The 16,339-nt window shown below is 70.3% G+C and carries 19 protein-coding genes; 8 read left to right on the top strand and 11 right to left on the bottom strand.

Annotated elements, in window-relative coordinates; all coding sequences use genetic code 11:
- Nucleotides 1-37: 37 nt before the first annotated feature.
- The gene (locus ACFOSH_RS21790) at nucleotides 38-1,306 is read right to left on the bottom strand and encodes an MFS transporter (RefSeq protein WP_378240871.1); all 1,269 of its coding nucleotides are present in this window, start codon (nucleotides 1,304-1,306) and stop codon (nucleotides 38-40) included.
- A 105-nt stretch (nucleotides 1,307-1,411) separates the two neighbouring features.
- On the opposite strand from ACFOSH_RS21790, the gene ACFOSH_RS21785 reads away from it, so the two are divergent.
- Both ACFOSH_RS21785 and ACFOSH_RS21780 read left to right on the top strand, forming a co-directional pair.
- Nucleotides 1,412-2,296 (top strand): LysR family transcriptional regulator, encoded by an 885-nt coding sequence (locus ACFOSH_RS21785; RefSeq protein ID WP_378240870.1) that lies wholly within the window; start codon nucleotides 1,412-1,414, stop codon nucleotides 2,294-2,296.
- A gap of 70 nt (nucleotides 2,297-2,366) precedes the next feature.
- Complete coding sequence (locus ACFOSH_RS21780; protein WP_378240858.1) at nucleotides 2,367-2,978, top strand: phosphatase PAP2 family protein; 612 nt, start codon at nucleotides 2,367-2,369, stop codon at nucleotides 2,976-2,978.
- A 7-nt stretch (nucleotides 2,979-2,985) separates the two neighbouring features.
- Here ACFOSH_RS21780 and ACFOSH_RS21775 read toward each other — a convergent pair whose 3' ends face one another.
- Nucleotides 2,986-4,461: a leucyl aminopeptidase family protein gene (locus ACFOSH_RS21775; protein ID WP_378240857.1), complete on the bottom strand. Its 1,476-nt coding sequence runs from the start codon at nucleotides 4,459-4,461 to the stop codon at nucleotides 2,986-2,988.
- A gap of 90 nt (nucleotides 4,462-4,551) precedes the next feature.
- Nucleotides 4,552-4,719, bottom strand: a complete 168-nt coding sequence (locus tag ACFOSH_RS21770; protein ID WP_005155393.1) for a DUF3117 domain-containing protein — start codon at nucleotides 4,717-4,719, stop codon at nucleotides 4,552-4,554.
- A gap of 196 nt (nucleotides 4,720-4,915) precedes the next feature.
- Here ACFOSH_RS21770 and ACFOSH_RS21765 point away from each other — a divergent pair, with 196 nt between their 5' ends.
- Nucleotides 4,916-5,710: an enoyl-CoA hydratase/isomerase family protein gene (locus tag ACFOSH_RS21765; protein ID WP_005155394.1), complete on the top strand. Its 795-nt coding sequence runs from the start codon at nucleotides 4,916-4,918 to the stop codon at nucleotides 5,708-5,710.
- Between the two features lie 161 nt (nucleotides 5,711-5,871).
- Entirely contained in the window at nucleotides 5,872-6,351 is a 480-nt protein-coding gene (locus ACFOSH_RS21760) for a hypothetical protein (protein ID WP_378240856.1), read from the top strand.
- On the opposite strand, the gene ACFOSH_RS21755 is transcribed toward ACFOSH_RS21760, so the two are convergent.
- Genes ACFOSH_RS21755 through ACFOSH_RS21725 form a run of 7 tightly spaced genes read right to left on the bottom strand, consistent with a single transcriptional unit; the run spans nucleotide 6,348 to nucleotide 9,964 of the window.
- A complete protein-coding gene (locus ACFOSH_RS21755; RefSeq protein WP_378240855.1) occupies nucleotides 6,348-6,917 on the bottom strand; it encodes a DNA-3-methyladenine glycosylase I in 570 nt (189 codons plus the stop codon). The genes ACFOSH_RS21760 and ACFOSH_RS21755 overlap by 4 nt on opposite strands.
- Nucleotides 6,910-7,359: an SRPBCC family protein gene (locus tag ACFOSH_RS21750; RefSeq protein WP_184899647.1), complete on the bottom strand. Its 450-nt coding sequence runs from the start codon at nucleotides 7,357-7,359 to the stop codon at nucleotides 6,910-6,912. Before ACFOSH_RS21750 ends, ACFOSH_RS21755 begins: the two co-directional genes overlap by 8 nt.
- Nucleotides 7,356-7,658, bottom strand: coding sequence for a DivIVA domain-containing protein (locus tag ACFOSH_RS21745; RefSeq protein ID WP_378240854.1), 303 nt, complete (start codon nucleotides 7,656-7,658; stop codon nucleotides 7,356-7,358). Before ACFOSH_RS21745 ends, ACFOSH_RS21750 begins: the two co-directional genes overlap by 4 nt.
- On the bottom strand, nucleotides 7,655-8,326 hold the full coding sequence (locus tag ACFOSH_RS21740) for a permease prefix domain 1-containing protein (protein ID WP_378240853.1): 672 nt from the start codon (nucleotides 8,324-8,326) through the stop codon (nucleotides 7,655-7,657). The genes ACFOSH_RS21745 and ACFOSH_RS21740 overlap by 4 nt, the downstream gene beginning before the upstream one ends.
- The gene (locus ACFOSH_RS21735) at nucleotides 8,323-8,979 is read right to left on the bottom strand and encodes a permease prefix domain 1-containing protein (RefSeq protein ID WP_378240852.1); all 657 of its coding nucleotides are present in this window, start codon (nucleotides 8,977-8,979) and stop codon (nucleotides 8,323-8,325) included. Before ACFOSH_RS21735 ends, ACFOSH_RS21740 begins: the two co-directional genes overlap by 4 nt.
- Nucleotides 8,976-9,641, bottom strand: coding sequence for a permease prefix domain 1-containing protein (locus ACFOSH_RS21730; protein WP_378240851.1), 666 nt, complete (start codon nucleotides 9,639-9,641; stop codon nucleotides 8,976-8,978). The genes ACFOSH_RS21735 and ACFOSH_RS21730 overlap by 4 nt, the downstream gene beginning before the upstream one ends.
- A complete protein-coding gene (locus tag ACFOSH_RS21725; RefSeq protein ID WP_378240850.1) occupies nucleotides 9,638-9,964 on the bottom strand; it encodes a helix-turn-helix transcriptional regulator in 327 nt (108 codons plus the stop codon). Before ACFOSH_RS21725 ends, ACFOSH_RS21730 begins: the two co-directional genes overlap by 4 nt.
- A gap of 140 nt (nucleotides 9,965-10,104) precedes the next feature.
- Between ACFOSH_RS21725 and ACFOSH_RS21720 the strand changes: the two genes are divergently transcribed.
- From ACFOSH_RS21720 to cydC, 4 genes are read left to right on the top strand one after another with little or no spacing between them, the layout of a single operon-like run.
- Nucleotides 10,105-11,283, top strand: coding sequence for a cytochrome ubiquinol oxidase subunit I (locus ACFOSH_RS21720; RefSeq protein WP_378240849.1), 1,179 nt, complete (start codon nucleotides 10,105-10,107; stop codon nucleotides 11,281-11,283).
- Nucleotides 11,284-11,286: 3 nt separating this feature from the next.
- On the top strand, nucleotides 11,287-12,279 hold the full coding sequence (locus ACFOSH_RS21715; RefSeq protein ID WP_378240848.1) for a cytochrome d ubiquinol oxidase subunit II: 993 nt from the start codon (nucleotides 11,287-11,289) through the stop codon (nucleotides 12,277-12,279).
- 9 nt (nucleotides 12,280-12,288) lie between these two features.
- Complete coding sequence (cydD, locus tag ACFOSH_RS21710; RefSeq protein WP_378240847.1) at nucleotides 12,289-13,848, top strand: thiol reductant ABC exporter subunit CydD; 1,560 nt, start codon at nucleotides 12,289-12,291, stop codon at nucleotides 13,846-13,848.
- On the top strand, nucleotides 13,845-15,398 hold the full coding sequence (gene cydC, locus ACFOSH_RS21705) for a thiol reductant ABC exporter subunit CydC (protein WP_378240846.1): 1,554 nt from the start codon (nucleotides 13,845-13,847) through the stop codon (nucleotides 15,396-15,398). The genes cydD and cydC overlap by 4 nt, the downstream gene beginning before the upstream one ends.
- Here cydC and ACFOSH_RS21700 read toward each other — a convergent pair.
- Nucleotides 15,384-16,289 carry a glucosyl-3-phosphoglycerate synthase gene (locus ACFOSH_RS21700; protein WP_378240845.1) on the bottom strand — a complete coding sequence of 302 codons (906 nt, stop codon included), beginning with the start codon at nucleotides 16,287-16,289 and terminating at the stop codon, nucleotides 15,384-15,386. The genes cydC and ACFOSH_RS21700 overlap by 15 nt on opposite strands.
- Nucleotides 16,290-16,339: the final 50 nt, after the last annotated feature.

Raw genomic sequence — 16,339 nt, 5'->3', positions numbered from 1 at the left:
GACAATCACCAGTCCTAGCCCGAGCCTCGTTGCCCTCTCAGGCCACCACGCCCACCACCCTCAAACCGTGATCAACGCCAGCCCTTAAGTTCCTGGCATTGACTTTGAGGGTAGGGAAGGAGGCCTTCACGGACTTGGGGACCACCGTGACCACGGCGACAGCGGCGAGGGCCAGCCAGCACGCGGTGAGCACGATCAGCCAGGTCCAGCCCGAATGTCCGTAGACGGTCGCGCCGACGGCGCCGCCGATGCTGCTGCCGAGGTAGTACGAAAGCGTGTAGAGCCCGCCGACCTGGCCTCGAGCGTTCTCGGGCGCCTCCGCGGCGGCCCAGCCGTTGGCGACGGCGTGCGCGGCGAAGAACCCGCCGGTCAGCACCACGAACCCGGCGATGACCATGGGCAGCGAGTCGGACAGCGTCAGCGCGGCACCGACGATCGTGAGCAGCAACGCGCCGGTGAGTGACCGGCGACGGCCGAACCGGCCGACGAGCTTGCCCGCGGTCGCCGACGAGACCGAGCCCATCGCGTAGGCGAGGAAGACGAGCGACGCGATCGCGGGCGAGAGGTTCAGCGGCTCCCCGGTCAGGCGGAATCCGGCGGCGTTGTACAGCGCGACGAACGAGCCCATCGCCAGCAGCGCGACCGCGTACTGGACCAGCAGGACCGGCTTCCGCACCGCCGCGCCGAGGCCCGCCAGCACCGCTCGACCCTGCTCGCGCAACCGCTCTGACCTGCGACGATCCGCTGAAGTGAGAGCAAAGGTCCCTTGCTCCCCCGGCGGCAGGGCCAGCACCGTGACCACCGCGCAGACCAGCCCGATCACCGCGACGACGATCAGCGCGCCGTGGTAGCCGAACGGACCGGCGGTGAACCCGGTCGCGAGCCGCCCGATCATGCCGCCGACGGTGTTCCCGGCGATCATCGCGCCCACCGCCGCCGCGAGCCCGGCCTTGCCCAGCCGTTCCGCGAGGTAGGCCGCGGCCACTCCGGGGAACCCCGCGATGGCGACCCCCTGCAGCGCCCGCAGCACGAGCAGCGCCGGATAGCTTGGCGCCAGCGGCAGCAGGAAACCGAACACGACCGACGCGACCACCGAGGCGATGATCACCGGACGCCGTCCCACGACCTCGGAAAGCGCCGCGATCGGCAGCACGGCGATCGCGAGCGCGCCGGTCGCGACGCTCACCGCGAGCGAAGCGCCACCAGGGTCGAGGTGGTACTGCTCGGCCAGCTGCGGCAGCACCGACTGCGGCGCGTAGAGCAGGGCGAACGAGGAGATCCCGGCCGCGGCGACGGCGATCGTCACCCGGCGGGTGGTTCCGGTGGCAGACACGATCCTGAAGCTAAGCCTGGCTAACCAATACGTCTAATACGATCATCTGCCACAATCGATACCGTGCTGAATGAAAGGATGACCGCCCAGCTAGCCCCCCAGCTCGCGCTGCTCACCGCACTCCGCCGCACGACGAACGTCACACGCGCGGCCGAACTGCTCGGCGTCCCCCAGCCCACGGTGAGCCGCCGGATCTCGGCGCTCGGCGAGGCCCTCGGCGCCCCTTTGACGGTCCCCGACGGCCGCGGCATCCGGCTCACCCGGGCCGCCGAACTGCTGGCCGACGCCGCCGAACGCGCTCTCGCCGCCGTCGACGCCGGAGTCCGCCAAGCCCGCGAAGAGGTCGACCCCGGATCCGGGCACGTCGTCCTCGGCTTCCTGCATCTGCTCGGCCGGTCGCTGGTCCCCACTCTGCTGCGCGGCTACCGCGCGGACCATCCGGGAGTCCGGTTCACCCTGATCCAGGGCTCACGGCAGGACATGGTCGACAGGCTGACCAGCGGCGAACTCGACCTCGCGCTGCTCGCGCCCGCACCCGTCGACGACCCGCTGCTCGACACCGCAGTGCTCGCCGAGCAGGAGATCTTTCTCTCCGTCCCGACGTCACATCGCCTCGCCGACCGGCCCAGCGCCGCCATCGAAGATCTCGAGGACGAGGAATTCGTCCTCCTCGAGACCGGCTACGGCCTCCGCACCATCACCGACGAACTGTGCGCCGCGGCCGGCTTCGAACCGAAGATCGCCTTCGAGGGCCAGGAGTCCGACACCGTCCGCGGGCTCGTCGCGGCCGGGCTCGGGGTGGCGCTGCTCCCCCGGTTCGAACCCGGCAGCCCGGCGGGTGTCGCCGAAGTCCCGCTGGTGCCGCCGGTCGGGCGGACCATCGGGCTGGCGTGGCGCAAGGACGTCGTCCTGCCGCCCGCGGTCCTGCGGTTCCGGGAGCGGGTTCGCGCGCACCATTGGTGACGATCGTCAGGGGCGATCCCTACCGTTCGTCCACTGCGGCGGACCCGTGTTCTTCGCTAACTTCGGGTGAATGTACGACGACATCGTGGGGTTGGCGGGCGCGAGCCCTGGTTGGCTCCAGGCGGTCGGCGTCCTGTTCACCGAAGCAGGACTGCTCGCCTTCGCCGCGCTCTTCGTGTGGATGATCTGGCGGGCCCGCGCTTCGCCCGTCCGGCTGGCAGCGGCCCTGCTGCCGCCCGCCGCGACCGCGATCGCGTACCTGATCAGCGAAGCGGTGAAGGGCGTGATCCAGGAAGACCGGCCGTGCCGGCACCTCGTCACGCTCGTCGCGTGCCCGCCGACCGGCGACTGGTCCTTCCCGAGCAACCACTCCACGATCGCGGCGGCGGCCGCCGTCGGACTGGCACTCGCTTGGCGGCGACTCGCGCCATGGGTACTCCCGGGCGCGCTGCTGATGGGCTTCTCGCGGGTCTTCGTCGGCGCGCATTACCCGCACGACGTTCTCACCGGACTCGTCCTCGGCGCTGTGACGGCGTGGCTCGTGTTCCGGTACCTGTCAGGCCCCGCGACCAAGCTCGCCCGCCGGCTCACCGCCCATGCCGGTGACGCGCCGACCCAGCCCATGCCCACGGTGAGCCCGCGGGGCGATAGCAAAGGTCCCTTGCTCCCGCCCCGCAGGTAACCGCTGGTCAGGCGTAGGAGGCGACCAGTTCGACCAGCGTCCGCGCCGCGAAACCGGTGGCTCCCGGCACGACGTCGGCGTAGGTCTTGTCGGCCCGCGCGGGGCCGGCGATGTCGAGATGCGCCCACGGCACGTCGCCGACGAACTCCCGCAGGAACAGCGCCGCGACGATGCCGCCGGGGCCGCCGGGCGCCTGCCGGATGTCGCCGAGCGAACCCTGCACGGTCTCGGCCAGGTCCTCCAGCAGCGGCATCCGCCACCACGCTTCGCCGACCAGCTCGCCCGCCTTCGTGACCCGCTCCGCGAGCGCGTCGTCGGTGGCGAAAACGCCGCCGGTCCGGACGCCGAGCGAGACCTTCATGGCGCCGGTCAGCGTCGCCGCGTCGATCACGGCGTCCGGCTTGTGCTTCTTGATGCCGTAGGCGAGCGCGTCGGCCAGGACCATGCGGCCCTCGGCGTCGGTGTTGCCCACTTCGGTCGTCTTGCCGCCGTAGTGCCGGACGATGTCGCCGGGCCGGTACGACGAACCGGACACGTGGTTCTCGGCGGCGGGCACCAGCCCGGTCACCTTGACCGGCAGGCGCAGCGCGGCGATCGCGCGGACGGCGGCGATGACCGCCGCGCCGCCCGCCATGTCGGTGCGCATGAGGTGCATGCCGTCGGCCGGTTTGATCGAAAGGCCGCCGGTGTCGAAGGTGATGCCCTTGCCGACCAGCAGCAGATGCGTCGCCGCCCCGCGCGGCCGGTACTCCAGCTCGATCAGCCGCGGCGGCGCGGCCGAACCGCCACCGACGGCGAGGACGCCGCCGAAGCCCTGCTCGGCCAGCCACTTCTCGTCCCTGGCAGTCACGGTCAGGTTCGGGATGCCGCCGGAAACGCGCGCGGCGGTGTCGGCGAGCCAGGCGGGGGTCTTGATGTTCGACGGCGTGTTCGCCAGGTCGCGCGCGAACACGGTGGCCGCGGCGAGTTCGCGAATCCGCTCCAGCGCCTTCTCGTACGCGGGCACGGCGCGTTCGTAGCGAGTGAGCAACCGCACGGCCCGCAGGCCCGGCTTCGGCTCCTCGGCCGTCACCGTGAACCGGTAGCCGCCGAGCAGCAGCCCGAACGCGAGCTCCTCGATGTGCTCGGCGCCCGCGTCTTCGGGCAGTTCGACAGCGAAGGTGCGGAACGCCTTCTGCCCCGCCTTGACGTCTTCGTCCAGCGCCGCCGAGACGGCGCGGACCAGCGCGGCACCGGCCTTGCGGTACTGCCGCGGTTCGCCGTCGCCGACGCCTGCCAGCCAGCGGGTGCGGCCGGTCGGCACGGTCCGCACGTCGCCGGCCTTGCCGGAGGGCCGCACGCCGCCGATCTCCGCGAGTCCGGCGTCACCGTCCTCTTCGGACGGCACCGCGATCAGCGTGGCCAGCGGCGTACCGCGCCGCAGGTCGTCCGAGACCTCGAGTTCGAGCAGCTTCCCCGGAACGGGGGGTAGCGGGTTACGCACAGTGAGCGACCTCCGGGCGCAGATGAACCGCGACCCCGGCCTCCGAAGGGAGACCGGGGTGCGGGTGGTTGAACGTTGGTGCGGTCCGGCTCAGCCGGTGACCTCCTGCAAGGCCGCGCCGAGATCCTTCGCTTCTTCCGCGGAGAGTTCGACGACGAGGCGCCCACCACCTTCCAGTGGTACGCGCATCACGAGGCCCCGCCCCTCCTTAGTCACTTCGAGGGGACCATCTCCGGTCCGGGGCTTCATGGCCGCCATAGCGTGCTCCCTCCGTCTCAACCGGCGCGCCCGGGTCGCGCTCGTCAAAGCCAGCCGGGTCTACTGTCCATTGTCCCTCATCAGCGGCCGAGCGCGAACGCGGACCGATCTTTTGCCGCCGTATCGGTGCTGGTATGCGGCTCGCGAGGCTGAAAGACTTCCTCTCAGACCGCAGTTTCGCCGACTAGGAGATCCCGTGACCACATCCGACGTTCTGCTGACCGCCGACGCCGATGGCGTGCGCACCTTCACGCTGAACCGGCCCCAGGCGTACAACTCGCTGACCGTCGAACTCAAGGAACTGCTGCTGGCGGGCCTGACCGAGGCCGCGGCCGACGACAGTGTCCGCGCGGTCGTCCTGACCGGTTCGGGCAAGGCGTTCTGCGCCGGGCAGGATCTGAAGGAGCACGTCGGACTCCTGCAGGCGGGTGACCCGGCGCCGCTACACACGGTCAAGGAGCACTACAACCCGATCGTCAAGACCATCGTCGGGATGCCGAAGCCGGTCATCGCCGCGGTGAACGGCCCCGCGGCCGGCGCGGGCGCCGCCTTCGCCTACGCGAGCGACCTCCGGATCGCGGCGACGTCGGCGAACTTCCTGATGGCGTTCGCGAACGTCGGCCTCGGCCCGGATTCGGGCGCGTCGTGGACGCTGCAGCGGCTGATCGGCCTCGGCCGCGCGGCCGAACTGATGCTGCTGGCGCGCACGGTCGACGCGGCCGAAGCGCTGACGCTCGGTCTGGTCAGCGAGGTCGTCCCGGACGAGGAACTGGCCGCCCGCGCGCAGAAGGTCGCCGCGAAGCTCGCCGCCGGCCCGACGGTCGCGTACGCGAAGATCAAGAACGTCCTGTCCGTCGCCGCCGAGTCCTCGCTCGAAGAGGCGCTGGACGCCGAGGACGCCGCGCAGTCCGCGCTGGGCGCGACCGCCGACCACACCGAGGCCGTCGAAGCCTTCGTGGGCAAGCGCAAGCCGACCTTCCAGGGCAAGTAGCGCTTGAGGCCTCGTGAGTGGTAACTGTCGTTCTAACGACAGTTACCACTCACGAGGCTCGGTGTGTGGTGTGCGGTATAGAGCCTCGTGAGTGACTAGAACCGTCCTCACCACTCACGAGCCGGGGACCGGTACCGGACCACCGCGGCTAACGTCCCGCCGTGATCCCCACTCACCTCAAGGCGACAGCCGCGGAACACGGTCTCGGCGAGTACGTCCGTCGCTACCGACGCCGCCCGGGCGCCGTCGGCACCTTCTTCGCCTTCGCGCCGCTCGTGGGCGCGCTGGTCCTGGGGATCCGGGAAAGCGACCCGGCGGCGACGCTGGGCATCCTGCTGTTCCTGTGGCCACCGCTGTTCCTCACGTGGTGCGTCTCCACGCGAAGGCGCCTCGACGGCGGTATCTACGTCTTCACCGGCGGTTTCGCCGACGTCCACGGGCGCAAGGTCCTGGGCACGATCACCTGGCCCGAAGTCCGCTCGGTCGAGTACAAGACCCGCTCCCTCTGGGCGGGCCTGATCCCCGTCGCCTACACCACGCGCTGCGTGATCGAACTGCGGAACTTCCGGAAGATCGAGCTCGACGGCAGCTATCGCACGCTGGAACGGCTGGCCGAAGACCTCCACGCCCACGCGGTCTAAGCCGCCCGGAAGCAGTCCTTCACGTGGTCGTCGACCATCCCCGTCGCCTGCATCAGCGCGTAGCACGTCGTCGGCCCGAGGAACACGAAGCCGCGCTTCTTGAGTTCCTTCGCCATCGCCTTCGACTCGTCGGTGATCGCCGGGACGTCCGCCATCCGCCGCGGGCGGGCATGCGAAGAAGGCGCGAACGACCACAGCAGGTCGTCGAGCGAGCCGTCGAGTTCCGAGATCGCCCGCGCGTTGTTGATCGCCGCCAGGATCTTCGCCCGGTTCCGCACGATCGACGCGTCCTGCATGAGCCGTTCGACGTCGTCCTCGGTGAAGACGGCGACCTTCTTGGGCTTGAACTTCTTGAACGCCTTCCGGAACGACTCCCGCTTCCGCAGGATCGTGATCCAGGAAAGCCCGGACTGGAACGACTCCAGGCACAAGCGCTCGTACAGCTCCTCGTCACCGTGGAGCGGGACGCCCCATTCGGTGTCGTGGTACGCCACGTAGTCCGGGGCCGAGTTGCCCCATGAGCACCGCTTGATCCCGTCCGTGCCCAGCAGACCCGCCTCAGCCAACCCGATACCCCTCCGCGTACTTCACGAATTTCTGCAGGCACAGCCGCAGTCCCAGTTCGAAACCCGGTTTCGCGACCGGCCAGCCGAGCCGCCCGACGACGCCGAACGGCGGCCGCAGGTGCTCCGCCCAGACGAACGTCGACGAATGCGGCCCCTTCTCGATCACCTGGAACACCCCGGTGCCCTGCACGATCTTGCCGAGGTGCTTCACGACGCACCGCAGCGGTGGCTCCCAGCTGGTGATCTCCATGGTGTCGGTGAACCCGATCCCGGCGACGCCGGTGAACGCCGAAAGCTTCGAGCCCACGCTGCGCCCGTTGCCCTCGACGACCTTGACCTCGGTGCCGAGCATCCATTCGCCCTGGCGTTCCCAGTCGGTCAGGGCGAGCCAAGCCGTCCCGGCCGGCACCGCGACGTCGACGGAGACGACGACATCGGTCACCTGGCGCCCTCGCGCTCGGCCTCCAGCTCGGCCACCTTGGCGCGCAGGTCCTCGATCTCGACGCCGAGCCGCCGCATCACCCAGTCCACTTCGGACATCTTGTAGCCGCGCAGCACCATCTGGTAGCGGACGGCGTGGACGTCCTCGGCGGTGATGTCCTCGGCGGGCAGCCTGGTCGGCGAACTGCCGGGCGGCAGCGGGGCGAGCTCCTCACCCCGGCCGAACACCACGGCGGCCAGCAGAAACACCACCGCGGCCACCAGCAGCATGACTACGAGATAGATCAGGGCGGTCGTCACGCCACGATCGTGGCACACGAACGCCACGATCGTCGCGCCAGCAACGCGAGTCGCACGCTCAGCACCACCCAGAGGACCATCAGGATCCCGCACGGCGCCGACAGGAACAGCCTCGACGCGTCGAGGACCCCGGTGGCGATCACCAGCAGCGCCACCGAAAGCAGGTTCAGCCCGACGGCCTCGCCGATCAGCACGCCGGCGGTCTTGACCAGCTTGGCGCCGTCCATCCGCCGGGAGAGCCAGCGCATGCAGACGAGGGCGAACACCCCCAGCACCGGCACGATGAACACCGAACCGTGGGTGAACTGGGCGATGTACCGGTACCAACCCGGGGTCGGCGCGAGCTGCGACCAGTCGCCGAAGGTCCATTTGCGGGCGAACTCCCAGGCCAGCTGCATCAGCGGCACGCCGAGGATCAGTTTCCAGAGGGTGCGGGTCCCGGCGTGCATCCCGAGTTCGGCCTGATAGTCGCGGGCGATCAGGTGCACCGGCCCGAAGTCGTCGACGGCGCGCCGTTGCGCGTCGTATTCGCTCCAGCCGCCGTCGCGGTAGGCGTCGGCGGCGTCGTTGAGCCCGTCCCGTGCCTCGCGCAGCAGATCCCGCTTCGCAGTCACGGGGCCGTCCAGCCGCGCGCGGAGCTCGCCGAGATAGGCCTCGATCACCGTCATGCCGTGGTTCTCCAACTCCGCGCGACGACCGTGAGCCGCGTACTGAACAAGATCCAGGTTCCGGACAGGGCCGCGCACGGCACGCTGACGATCAGGCGGGCAGGCTCCAGCAACCCCGTCGCGCCGCCGTAGGTCGCGACCGCGAGCAGGTTCAGCACCACGGCCCCGGCCAGGAACCACGAGACCACACGGGCGGCGGGCGGTCCGTCCGGACGCCGCGAAAGCAGCCGTGCCACGATCAGCCCGGCGATCGCGACCCCCGGGGACAGCGCGGCCAGGATGTCGGCCGTGCCGATCGCGCGGTGGTACCAGGACGGCGGTTCACCGAGCCGCGACCAGCCGCCGGAGCTGAAGACCCGCGCGAGATCCCAGGCGAGGATCAGCAGCGGGACCCCGACGATCAGCTCCCACAGGACGCGGATGTCGCGCCGCAGCCCCAGTTCGGCCTGGTAGTCGCGGGCGATCAGGTCGACCGGGCCGAAGTCCGCGACGGCCCGGCGTTCGGCTTCCGCCTCCTCGAAGCCACCCGCGCGATAGCCCTCGGCCGCGTCGGTCAAGCCGTCCTTCGCCTCGGTGAGCAGATCCGTCTTCGCCCCGGCCGGCCCGCTCAGCCGTCCGTCCAGGTCTCCGACGTAGGCCTCGATCGCGCTCATGCCGCGCTCAAGGAGCGGGCGCGGAAGGCGGGCTGGAGCAGCCAGAAGCTGAACGCCGCCCAGCCGATGGCCAGCACGTTGCACGGCAGGCTCATGTTCATCCTGGCCGGGTCGAGGACCGCCGTGCCGAGGGCGAGCAGGAGCATCGCCACCAGGTTCGCGATCGCCGCGGCCGCCACGGTCCAGCGCGCGAAGCCCGCCAGGCGCGTGCCGTCGAGCCTGCGTCCCAGCAGACGGGTGCCCAGCAGCGCGGCCGCCCCGATCACGGGCGAGACCACGACGAAGACGCCGGACAGTCCGACGACGGAGAAGTACCAGTCCGGGGTCGGTTTGTTCAGGTTGCCCCAGTCCCCGTAGGTCCAGACCCGCGCCAGTTCCCAGGCCACCTGGAACAGCGGGACACCGACGATGACCTTCCACAGGGTGCCGATGTCGCCGCGCAACGCCAGTTCGGCCTGATACTCGCGGGCGATCACGGCGGCGGGACCGAAGTCCGCGACGGCCCGGCGTTCGGCTTCCGCTTTCTCGGCGCCGCCCTCGCGATACGCCTCGGCCGCGTCGGTCAGGCCGTCCTTCGCCTCGGTGAGCAGATCGGCCTTCGCCCCCGCCGACCCGCTCAACCGTCTGTCCAGGTCGCCTATGTAGGCCTCGATCGCGCTCATGCGGTGCTCCCCCCGAGGACACCACCGATCACGGTGGTGAACTCCTGCCACTCCGCCCGCTCCGCCGACAGGGCCTTCTGCCCGGAGCGGGTGAGCTTGTACGTACGACGTTTGCGGCCGGACACGACGTCCCATTCGCTGGCGAGGAACCCGGCGCGCTCCAACCGGCGAAGCGCCGGGTAGACGGTGCCCGTCGGCAGGTCGAGCGCACCGTCACTGCGGAGCTGGAGCGCCTCGATGATGGCGTACCCGTGGAGCTTCCGGCCGTCGAGGACGGCGAGAAGCAACGCGTCGAGGTGCCCGCGCAGGCTGTCGGCCTTCATAGATAGACAGTCTACACATCGCCGCCCACCAGGGTAGTCAGGACTTTCCGCTGGTCACCTCAGGGAATTACCCCGAGATCGCCCCGATTTCATAGATTTTGCGGCTACATGTAGCCAGCCTACGTATACAGTGCATCGGCATGGACGCACTCCCGATCGCGAGACTCCAGTTCGCGACGACGACCTCGTTCCACTTCCTGTTCGTGTTGCTCACACTGGGGCTCGTGACACTCGTCGCGGTGATGCAGACACGCTCCGCACTCGGCGGCAAGCCGGAACTGACGCGGATGACTCGCTTCTGGGGCAAGCTGTACGTGATCAATTACGCGCTGGGAATCGTCACCGGAATCGTGATGGAATTCCAGTTCGGACTGACCTGGACGGGTCTGTCCGCGGTCGCGGGCGACGTCTTCGGCGCCCCGCTGGCCATCGAGACGCTGGTGGCGTTCTTCGCCGAGTCGACCTTCCTGGGGCTGTGGATCTTCGGTTTCGGCAGGCTGAACAAATGGGTCCACCTGACGCTGATCTGGCTGGTCACGCTGACCGCGTACGCCTCGGCGCTGTTCATCATGGTGGCGAACTCGTTCCTGCAGAACCCGGTCGGCACCCATGCCGAGAACGGCGTGCTGAAGCTCGACGACTTCGGCGCGCTGTTCACCAACCCGGCGCTGGCGATGTCGCTGCCGCACGTGCTGAGCGCGGCGCTCATGACCGGCGGCTTCTTCGTGGTCGGGGTCAGCGCGTATCACTTCATCAAGCGCACCGAGGAGATCGAGTTCTTCCGGCGGTCGATGCGGATCGGCGTGCTCGCCTCGCTGGTGGGCAGCACGATGGTGATCGGCTTCGGCTTCGCACAGTTCGGCCCGCTCGGGGAGTACCACCCCGGCAAGCTCGAAACGCCGGAACCGCTGGTCGGCGCCCCGCTGGGGCTCATGATCCAGATCGGGTTCGTCGCCTTCCTCGCCTCGATCCTCGGCACGCTGCTGCTGTTCCGGAACTGGATCACCAAGGTGCGGCCGCTGCTGTACGTGATGGTGCCGGCGATCCCGCTGCCGTTCTTCGCCGCGATCTCCGGCTGGCTGGTGCGGGAGATCGGCCGTCAGCCGTGGCTGATCCGCGGCCGGCTGACCACCGCCGACGCCGTCGCGTCGATCCCGGCGGGGCAGATCCTGTTCTCCTTCATCGCTTTCACGGTGCTGTTCGCGGCACTCGCGATCGCCGACTGGGTGCTGATGTCACGGGTCGCCAAACGCGGCCCGGAACCCGAAGAAGAGGCGCCCGCGCCTCGCGCCGAACTTCCCGTCCTGAGCGGAGTCTGACCGATGGTGATCCTCTGGTGGTGTGTGCTCGGTTTCCTGATCTCGGGCTATTTCGCGCTGGCAGGCTACGACTACGGCGTCGGGATGCTGCTCGGCAGGCTCAGCCGTGACGAGGCCGGGCGACGGCGTGTGCTCGGCGCCTTCGGCCCGTTCTTCCTGGCCAACGAGGTCTGGCTGGTGGCCGCGGTCGGCGTCCTGTTCGGCGCTTTCCCGCATCTGGAAGGGAAAGTGTTCTCCGGGGCGTACCTCCCGGTCGTCGCCCTGCTGCTCGGGCTGGTCACGTTCACCGCGGCGGTGCAGTTGCGCAGCAGGCGGCCGGACGCGGGCCGCGGCGCTTGGACGCTCGGGATCACCGTCGGCGCGTGGGTGACGGCGGTGTCGTGGGGCGTGTTCCTCGGCAACCTCGTCCTCGGGCTCCCGCTCGACGCTTCCGGGAAGCCGGCCGGTGACGTCCTCGCCGCCTTCGATCCGTACGCGCTGCTCTGGGGTGCCGGGTTCGTCGCGCTGTTCGCCTTGCAGGGCGCGGCTTTCCTGGCCGTGCGGGCGCCAGCCGAATACACCGGCCGCGCGAACCGGATCGCCAAGGCGCTGCTCGCGCCCGCACTCGCTTTCCTGGTGGTGGCTGTCGTCTGGGGCGCCTTCGAGACCACCGCGTCGTGGTCCGTCCTGCCCGCGATCGTGCTGGCGTTCGGCGCGTTGGGCGCCGCGTCCGCGGCCCTGCGTACGGGGCGGCACAAGGCGGCGCTGATCGCCACGATGGTCCTGTCCGCGTCGCCGGTGCTGGCCGTCGGGACCCTGCGCCTGCCGGACGCCCTGACATCCTCTGTGGACGGTGGGTTCTCCCTGAGCCTGACGGAAGCGGCCACCACCACCGAGATGCTCGGCCTGCTCACCTTCGTCCTGCCGCCCGCTCTGGTGGCGATCGCCGCCGTGCAGTGGGTGACCTGGCGCAGGCACGACGGCCGGGTCGACCAGAGTTCGCTGCTGCACTTCTAGGAGCCTGTGATGCCACCCCTTCCCGGACTGCGGCGCCATTTCGGCGTCCTGGGCCTCCTCGGAACACTGACCGCCGCGGCGATCCTCGGGCAGGCGGACGGTCTCGCGACGCTGCTCACCGGCGGCGGCGTGACCTGGACCCTCGTGGCCGCGATCGCGGTCCGGGTGGCGCTCGCGGGCGTCCAGGGTTCCCTCGGCGGCCGGTTCGCGGCGACGGTCAAAGCCACGCTGCGCAACCGACTTCTCGGCGCGGAAGCGAAGAATCCCGGCGAGGTCGCGACCTTGGTGACCAAGGGGATCGACGCGGGCGACGCCTACCTGACCGGCTATCTGCCGACGCTGGTGCTGTCGGCGATCGTGCCGGTCGCGGTGGTCGTCCGGCTGTTCGCCGCGGATCTGTCGTCGGCGCTGATCATCACCGCGACGCTGCCGCTGATCCCGGTGTTCGCGATCCTGGTCGGGCAGCACACGAAGGCGAAGACCGCCAAGCAGTGGCAGCTGCTTTCCAAGCTGGGCGGGCATTTCCTCGACGTCGTGCGCGGGCTCGGCACGCTCAAGGTGTTCGGCCGCGCCGAGGCGCAGGCGAAGACGGTGCGGGCGATGGCGGACGCGCATACGGACGCGACGATGCGCACGCTGCGGGTCGCGTTCCTGTCCGCGCTGGTGCTGGAACTGGTGGCGACGCTCTCGGTGGCGCTCGTGGCGGTACCGATCGGTTTCCGCCTGCTGGAAGGCGGAATGGTCGTGCACACCGCTGTCCTGGTGCTGCTGCTCGCCCCCGAGGCGTACCTGCCGTTGCGGGCGGCCGGGGCGAAATTCCACGCCAGCGCGGAAGGGCTCGCCACGCTGAGGGAGGTGCTGGCCGTCCCTGCAGAGGAAATCGTCCACGGTTCGCGAGTGGCCCGTCGAGGTGCCCCGCGGATCGAGCTGGAGAAGGTGAGCGTCGTGTACGGCGACGAGGTCGTCCTGTCCGAAGTGGACCTGACGATCGAGGCGGGCGAGCACGTCGCGCTCGTCGGTCCCAGCGGTTCCGGGAAGAGCACGCTGCTGGCTGTCCTGCTGGGCTTCGTCACGCCGACGTCGGGCAGGGTCCTCGTCGACGGCGTCGACCTGTGCGAACTGGATCCGGCCGCGTGGCGGGCCGGGACGGCGTGGGTGCCGCAGCGGCCGACGCTGTTCACCGGGACCGTCGAGGAGAACATCGCCATGGGCGGAGTGCCGGACGTGCAGACGGCGGCCCGCGCGGCGGCGTTCGACGAGGTCGTGCGCGGTCTTCCCGACGGCTACCGGACGCGGATCGGGGAACTGGGCGCGCCGCTTTCCGCCGGGCAGCGGCAACGGCTCGGCCTCGCCAGGGCGCTGGCCCGCAGGGAAGCGGGTCTGGCGCTGCTCGACGAACCGACCGCGCGGCTCGACGCGGGGACCGAAGCGGCCGTGCTCGGCGCGACCCGTGAACTGCTCACCGGCCGGACCGCGGTGCTGGTGGCCCACCGGCCCGCGATGGCCGAGCTGGCCACCCGCGTCCTCGAAGTCCGCGAGGGCGCCTTGAGAGAACGGGAACTGGTGTGAACGTCTGGGGTGTGTCCACAAAGGACGTCGTTCGGCTGGTCCGCGCGGGGCTGATCGCGGCAGGCGCGGAGCTGGCCGGGCTGGCGCTGATGGCCACCGCCGCGTGGCTGCTGCTCAAGGCGGCCGAACAGCCACCGCTGGCTTCGCTCACGGTGGCGATCGTCGCCGTCCGGACGCTGGCGCTGCTGCGCGGCGGGCTGCGCTACGCGGAACGGCTCGCCGGGCACGAGGTCGTCCTGCGGTATCTCGGCGCTTTGCGGACCCGCGTGTACACGTCATTGCTGCCGCATCGGGTTTCCCGGCATTCCGGCGGCGACCTCGTCACGCGTCTGGTGTCCGATGTGGACGCCGTGCAGGACGCGATCCTGCGCTGCCTGCTGCCCGCCGGGGTCGCCGCGTTCGTGGGCGCGGTGTCGACCGCGGTCGCGCTCGTCATCAGTCCCTTGGCCGGGGTGGTGCTCGCTGCCGGGCTCGCTGTCGCGGGGATCGGGCTGCCGTGGCTGTGCGTGCGGATCACGCGGGCGGCGGCGGAGAAGAGCGCTCCGGCACGGGCCGATCTCGCCGAACGGTCGGTCGAGCTGATCACCGGGCGCCGGGAGCTGATCGCCCACGGTGTCCACGAGTCCACTGTGGACGCCGCGCACACCGCTGTCGACGCGCTCGCCGTCCGGGACCGGGTGACGGCGAACCGGACCAGCCTGCTGACCGCGGCCGGGATGCTCGTCCAGTTGCTGACCTGCGTCACGATCGCTTTGACCGCCGGGGTTTCACCGCCCCTGACGGCGGCGCTGTCCCTGGGCGCGCTGGCCGTGTTCGAGCTGGTCCTCCCGCTGACCGCGGCCGCGCAGCGCTGGGTCGAGGTCCGGGCGTCGGCGGACCGGGTGCGGGCGCTGCTGGCCGAGCCGCCGCCCGCGCGCGGGACAGCGGTGCCCGAGCCGGGGCACCTGCGACTGGAGGGGGTCGGCGTGGTCTTCGAAGGCCGGGCTCCGGTGCTGGACGGCGTCGATCTGGACCTGCCGCCGGGCAAGCGGATCGGGATCCTGGGGCCGAGCGGGGCGGGGAAGACGACGGTGCTGAACGTCCTGCTCGGTTCCGTGGCGCCGACTTCCGGCCGGGCTTCGCTCAACGGTCTCGCTCTCGACGAGTACGACCCGGCGCTGCTGCCGTCGGTGGTTTCCGGCGCGCTCGCGGACGCGCACGTCTTCCACACGACGGTCCGCGAGAACCTGCTGCTCGCGAAGCCAGGCTCTTCGGACGCCGACCTGCTTTCGGCGTGCGAAACGGCCGGTTTCGACCTGCCGCTGGACCGCGAGGTCGGCTCTGACGGCGACGCGCTGTCAGGCGGGCAGCGTCAACGGCTCATCCTCGCGAGAGCAGTGCTCTCGGATCCGCCGGTCCTCGTGCTGGACGAGCCCGTCGAGGGACTGGACCCGGAGCACGGCGACGCCGTCCTGGCGGAGGTTCTCGCGGCCGCGCGCGGCACCGTCGTCCTGGTGACCCATCGCGAGTCGCAGGTGGCGGGCTTCGACGAGGTCCTACGACTCGGTTAAGCCTCGTACTTCCCGCATCGGCGGCCTGTCGCTGATCGACACCTCGGCCACCTCCGGCAGCCATTCGTCACCTACTTGCGCGAACTGGGTGAGCTGGGCCGGGTCGTCGGACTTGACGCCGCAGCGCGCGAGCGCCGTCCCGAGGATCTGACGCGCCATCACGCCCAGCTGAAGCAGCGAGCGGTTGCGATGCTTGCGTACGCCGAGGTTGACCTGCGCGAGCCCTTCGAGGCCGTAGCGCGCTTCGGCGTCGAGGATGAGCCCGATCTCGACGCCGTACCCGGCCGCGAAGGGCACTGACTCGAGGAACTCGCGCGTCGCGGCGTACTCGCCCCCCAGGGGCTGGATGAGTCCCGAGAGCGACGGGCGCAGCGCCGAGAGGACTGGTCGCGCCAGCAACTCGGTGACCCGGCCGCCACCGCTGCTCTCCAACCGCAACGGGCGCCGATAGAAGCCCTTGACCAGGTGCACGCCTTGTTCGCAGAGCAGCGGCCCGAGCAGTGTCGGCACGAACGCCGGGTCGGGGTCGACGAGGTCGGAGTCGAGGAACACGACGACGTCACCCGTCGTCGCGGCCAGCGACCGCCACAGCACCTCGCCCTTGCCCGGCACCGGCGGCAGCCCGGGGAGCACGTCCTCACGGTGCACCACCCGCGCGCCGGCGCGTTCGGCGAGCTCGGCGGTCGCGTCGGTGGAGCCGGAATCCATCACGACCAGCTCGTCGACGACCGTGCCCAGCAACGGCCGGACCGTGCCGACGACGTCGGCGACGGTGTCCTCTTCGTCGAGTGCCGGTAGCACGACCGAAACCGTCCGGTCACCCTTCGCAGCGACGATGTCGTCGAGCGTCCAACCGGGGTTCTGCCACGTACGCCGCTCGAACCAACTCATGAGTAGTGATCGTGCCATGCTGGAGACCGACACCTTGTCGATGGAGGAAC

Source organism: Amycolatopsis speibonae (genome assembly GCF_042647925.1).
Lineage (GTDB): Bacteria > Actinomycetota > Actinomycetes > Mycobacteriales > Pseudonocardiaceae > Amycolatopsis > Amycolatopsis speibonae.
This window is presented reverse-complemented; position numbering and strand designations above follow the sequence as displayed.

Bases quoted from the DNA above. Each gene is read 5' to 3' on its own strand.
- ACFOSH_RS21785 (WP_378240870.1), top strand. From the start codon at position 1,412: ATGACCGCCCAGCTAGCCCCCCAGCTCGCGCTGCTCACCGCACTCCGC.
- ACFOSH_RS21780 (WP_378240858.1), top strand. From the start codon at position 2,367: ATGTACGACGACATCGTGGGGTTGGCGGGCGCGAGCCCTGGTTGGCTC.
- ACFOSH_RS21770 (WP_005155393.1), bottom strand. From the start codon at position 4,719: ATGGCGGCCATGAAGCCCCGGACCGGAGATGGTCCCCTCGAAGTGACT.
- ACFOSH_RS21740 (WP_378240853.1), bottom strand. From the start codon at position 8,326: ATGACGGTGATCGAGGCCTATCTCGGCGAGCTCCGCGCGCGGCTGGAC.
- ACFOSH_RS21735 (WP_378240852.1), bottom strand. From the start codon at position 8,979: ATGAGCGCGATCGAGGCCTACGTCGGAGACCTGGACGGACGGCTGAGC.
- ACFOSH_RS21730 (WP_378240851.1), bottom strand. From the start codon at position 9,641: ATGAGCGCGATCGAGGCCTACATAGGCGACCTGGACAGACGGTTGAGC.
- ACFOSH_RS21725 (WP_378240850.1), bottom strand. From the start codon at position 9,964: ATGAAGGCCGACAGCCTGCGCGGGCACCTCGACGCGTTGCTTCTCGCC.
- ACFOSH_RS21720 (WP_378240849.1), top strand. From the start codon at position 10,105: ATGGACGCACTCCCGATCGCGAGACTCCAGTTCGCGACGACGACCTCG.
- ACFOSH_RS21715 (WP_378240848.1), top strand. From the start codon at position 11,287: ATGGTGATCCTCTGGTGGTGTGTGCTCGGTTTCCTGATCTCGGGCTAT.
- cydD (WP_378240847.1), top strand. From the start codon at position 12,289: ATGCCACCCCTTCCCGGACTGCGGCGCCATTTCGGCGTCCTGGGCCTC.
- ACFOSH_RS21700 (WP_378240845.1), bottom strand. From the start codon at position 16,289: ATGAGTTGGTTCGAGCGGCGTACGTGGCAGAACCCCGGTTGGACGCTC.